The organism is Vibrio sp. 10N.222.55.C6, from assembly GCF_041473395.1.
Taxonomy (GTDB): Bacteria; Pseudomonadota; Gammaproteobacteria; order Enterobacterales; family Vibrionaceae; genus Vibrio; species Vibrio crassostreae_C.
On record NZ_JBFRSD010000717.1, the window covers coordinates 1 to 230 of the forward strand.

Genomic DNA, 230 nt, shown 5'->3' on the forward strand with positions numbered 1-230 from the left:
ATTCTAGACAGTAAAAAGCAACTCAATACGGCTAATGCAAATATTGCTAACTTAGACACCAAGATTAAAGCGCTTACGACTCAGAAAAAAGCCCATACCGATAAGTTAGAGCAACTGATTCAGACCTACTACATGACAAGTCGAGCTAAAGCTTCTTCTCACATCCTCAACACAGGTGTGGAAGAAGATCGTATCAGTCACTACTACCAACACCTTGCCAAAGCTCGCTC

At 41.7% G+C, this 230-nt stretch carries 1 pseudogene; it reads left to right on the forward strand.

Features of this window, described 5'->3' with window-relative positions:
* Window positions 1-230, forward strand: a pseudogene (locus AB4486_RS25805) (peptidase M23); the annotation flags it as partial.